Below are 3,903 nucleotides of genomic sequence, written 5' to 3'. Positions count from 1 at the left end.
GTAGAGGTAAAAAAATTATCGCAAACTCAAAGCAGCTTTGTATCTTATGTCGATAATGCCTCTGTTTCTCTGTCTAAAGGTGCTGATAGTGTAAGCAAAGCGTCTGCACAATACGTGAGATTCAGGGAAAATGTTTTACTGGCTAAATCTGCTTTACAGACTTTCGAGGGTGTTAATGTTGGCGATGCTTCATTAGGAGGTGTTAGGCAGATTCGCAGCGAAATAAGCCAGTTAAAAGATGATCTGAAATTCAAAACCGATTTATCTGTAAATATTAAAATCGGCGATTCTGCCGGCTTTACTGGTGAACAGAAAAAAGTCGTTGAATTACTGAATCAGACAGCCGGCAAGGTTGATAAGGTTACCAGGGCAATAGCAGAATACAACAAGCAATTTAGATTATTAGTTGCCATTACCAAAAGCTGGACGCAATCACAGGCTCAGACTAGTGCCGGCATTGAAAAAATGACCACAGCAGCCCAGCAAAATCTTGCTGTTTCTACCCGATGGACTAGACAGCTTGAATCCTTAAAGAACGAAATTAACCAATTAAAGACATCAGCAAAAGAGATTGCCGGAGTAGGGCTTGTTCCTGGAAGCAGAGAAGAAATTAAACAGGTTCAGGGCGAAGTAGAAAAATTAAAAACTGAATTAGACAAGGTGAAAGCCACTGCGCCAGCAATAAAAAATGCATTTTCTACTATCGCAAAATTCACAATCGGGGCTTTTGGTATTGGTGAAGCTAAAGGAATGCTGGACACCTATACGACACTAACCAATCGTATCAAGCTGGTTACTCAGTCAGAGCAACAGTTAAAAGAAGTACGCGCCGAAATAGCACGCGTTTCAAGTAGTACCGGACAAAGCTTAGATGCAACAGCGGCAATTTATCAGCGACTGGCTCAGGCATCAGATCAATCAGGGCTTTCCGGTCAAAAGCTGTTAACAGTTACTGATTTGATTAGTAAAGCAATGGTAATTGGCGGCGGTAGTGCGCAGGCTCAGGAAAACGCGCTTATCCAATTAGGTCAGGCTATGGCTTCCGGCAAGCTAAGCGGTGACGAACTCAATTCAGTATTAGAACAGGCTCCCGGCTTGGCAATGGCAATTGCAAAAGGTATGGGTGTATCAGTTGGGGCATTAAAGACATTAGGCAGTACAGGCAAAATCACATCGCAGCAGCTTGCTGAAGCAATTTTGAATCAGTCTACGCAGATTCAGTCAGATTTTTCTAAAACCAGCCGCACGATTGATCAATCATTACAGAACATCAAAACTCAGCTTACTATGTTTATAGGTGGCAGTGGCGAAGCGACTGGTGTGGCGAAATTGCTTGCTGATGCCTTGCAGCTAGTAGCCAATAACATTGATCTGATTGCGACGGCTGTTGTCGGCTTTTTAGGATTAAAGCTTACAGCTTATCTGCTGGCGGCAACTGCTGAAGTAACCGCCTTTACCGCATCGTTAGTGTTACAGGCATCTGTTGCAACAAAGGCAGCGCAGGCTAATGGTGTATATGCAGCTTCGCTTGGCTTAATAAAAAGCGCGGCAATGGCTGGGACGTTTGGCAATATCATCAAAAGTCTGGCGACCATACGGGCAAGTATGGCTGCATTAGCCGCGACGCGTCTGGGTACCCTGGCGATCGCTTTTGCTGCGGCTGCTGCTCCAATTCTGGCTGTAGGCGCAGCCATATACACTGTTTATGAAGCGGGTAAATCGTTAATTGCTTTTTTTAAGGGTGAGGATGCATCTAATCCGATTAGTGACTTTTTTGATAAGATTTTAAGAAAAGTCGGCTTTCTAAAAAGTGAAGTAGATACGCTAGGTGGGCGCCTGTATGACCTCACGCATAATTCTAATGGTGATATACGTCTGAAAGGATTAATTACATGGAAAACAGAACAGGAAGAAAAAGACGAAAAAGAAGGGAAGCAATCACAGAAAAAGCAAAATGAAAATCAGCAAGCCGCTGCTAATCTTGCTCCTTTAGGCAAGGAAGCTGTCGATCTTAAAGATAAAATGCAAAAGCTTACTGAAAACACGGCAAAAGCAGCGAAAGAGTTAGGGAAATCAGAAGAGCAACTAATCCGGCAAAATGCTCAGGAATTATTAAATCAGTTTAAATCTAAAACCACAAATGAAGCAGAAATTAAGGCTTTCGAGAATCTAGTTAATAAAACTAATTTGGCAGCTGATAAGCTGGAAGTCGGTAAACTGTCAGAAGCAATTAACAATGCTCATGATCAAATTGCCGAAACGGTTAAAAACTTTGGCAAAACTTCGGAACAGATCGAAATATCCAAGCAGCAAATAGCGTTAGAAACAATGGCGCGGAAAGGAGCGACACAGGCAGAACTTACGGCAGCCAAGGCTAAAGTTGAGGATACGCAGAAACTATATGCTCATCAGAAAGCTCTTGAGACTGAGCAAAAATACCGCGAAGAAAACAATAATTATTTGCAAGACATGAGAACTAAGGCTCAAGAGCTTGCAGCAGAATTATCAGGCGGTAAAGATGGTTTAATAGCTTTTCAGCTTGCTGCGAAAAACGCATCAGACGAAACAATCCGACAGGCACAGGCTACTAATAAGGTGGTTGAGCAACTACAGGCGCAAATGCAAGTAACACAGGCGTTAAACAGCTTAAGCGATCAGGTAGCAAAACTGGGAATGAATGATACTCAGAAACAGCTTTACGATTTGAAAAAACAGGGTGCAACATCTGAACAGCTAAAGCAGGCAAAAGCTTACTTAGATCAAATTGAGCGGGACAAGCAATTACAGGAAAAAACCAAAAAAGCCGCTGAAAAACTGGATACAGCAGGGACATCTTTAACTGATGCAGCTAAAGCAATCGGTAGTTTTGGATCATCAGCAAGAGATAATCAGGCTAAGGAAGAAGAAAGGAAGAAAAAAGAACAGGCAGAGAGTGAAAATTCTGTGATCGGTTTTATTTCAGGGAAAGGAAAAATTGATGATTTAACCGTCGATAAATTGAATATTCCTACTCTTCCGGCAAATATTAGCCTGCCTCCACAGCTAAAAAATGGTGGTTTAGCTAATACGAAAGACGGCTTAACTGATCTGGTAAAAGTGTCAAAAATTGAAACGCAGAATTTATCAGTTAGTAATAAGTTAGCCAACGATGCCAGCCCGAAATCGGCAGATTCGAAGGCATCAGCCGGAGCCACGGAAACGCTAAAAATTGATTTTACATACAACGGAACTAAGCTTATAGGCGAGATACTCACCAATCCTATTTTTAAAAAACAATTTATACAATTCTTTGAGGGATTAATAGCTGATTTAGCCAAAAATTTAGCTTAAATAATACGCCTGTAACAGGGCATTTTTTATGGAGTAAATATATTATGACAAAAGCAATTAAATGGCTGTACTGGCTGCTTGATTTGCGGTTTTTACCTGACAGACTGCAAAACTGGCTGTTTGGCACAGGCACGCGAATAATCGAAGTACTGAACGGATTCGCTATGCTGGGTTTTGCGCTGGTGTTTGGCCTGCATGGTGATGAGATAATTAAGGAGGATCTATACGGCAAATTCCCGCATTTATACCCTAAGGTATTCGTCACGATTTTAATAGTAGTCGCAATCGGGCAGCTATTTGCTGCCTTTTTTCATTCCAGCCGCAGCAATATTTTATCCGGGTGTTGCCTGCTGTGGTCGGCGCTGATCTGGTTTGTGATATCAGGAACGTTTATCGCCGCCTATCCGCCACTGTCCACAGGCATGACCACCTATCCGCTGATTGCCATTATATGTGCACTGGCCGGCAGAAATCTGATTAAAAACACACAACAGGCAGAAGATAAAAAAGGCGGTGAATGATGAATGAAGCATTTACACTGGCAACTTGTTTTGCCCTTGCCGGTGGCTTTCT

At 42.3% G+C, this 3,903-nt stretch carries 2 protein-coding genes; both read left to right on the top strand.

Features of this window, described 5'->3' with window-relative positions; translation table 11 throughout:
- A partial coding sequence (locus GY065_RS10090; protein ID WP_174834012.1) for a tape measure protein occupies nt 1-3,330 on the top strand: 3,330 nt, incomplete at its 5' end.
- A 44-nt stretch (nt 3,331-3,374) separates the two neighbouring features.
- The gene (locus GY065_RS10085; protein WP_174834011.1) at nt 3,375-3,851 is read left to right on the top strand and encodes a hypothetical protein; all 477 of its coding nucleotides are present in this window, start codon (nt 3,375-3,377) and stop codon (nt 3,849-3,851) included.
- Nucleotides 3,852-3,903 lie beyond the last annotated feature (52 nt).

The organism is Snodgrassella sp. ESL0323, from assembly GCF_013346865.1.
Taxonomy (GTDB): domain Bacteria; phylum Pseudomonadota; class Gammaproteobacteria; order Burkholderiales; family Neisseriaceae; genus Snodgrassella; species Snodgrassella alvi.
Note: the sequence above shows the minus strand (reverse complement) of the source record. Positions and strands in the feature narration are given on the sequence as shown.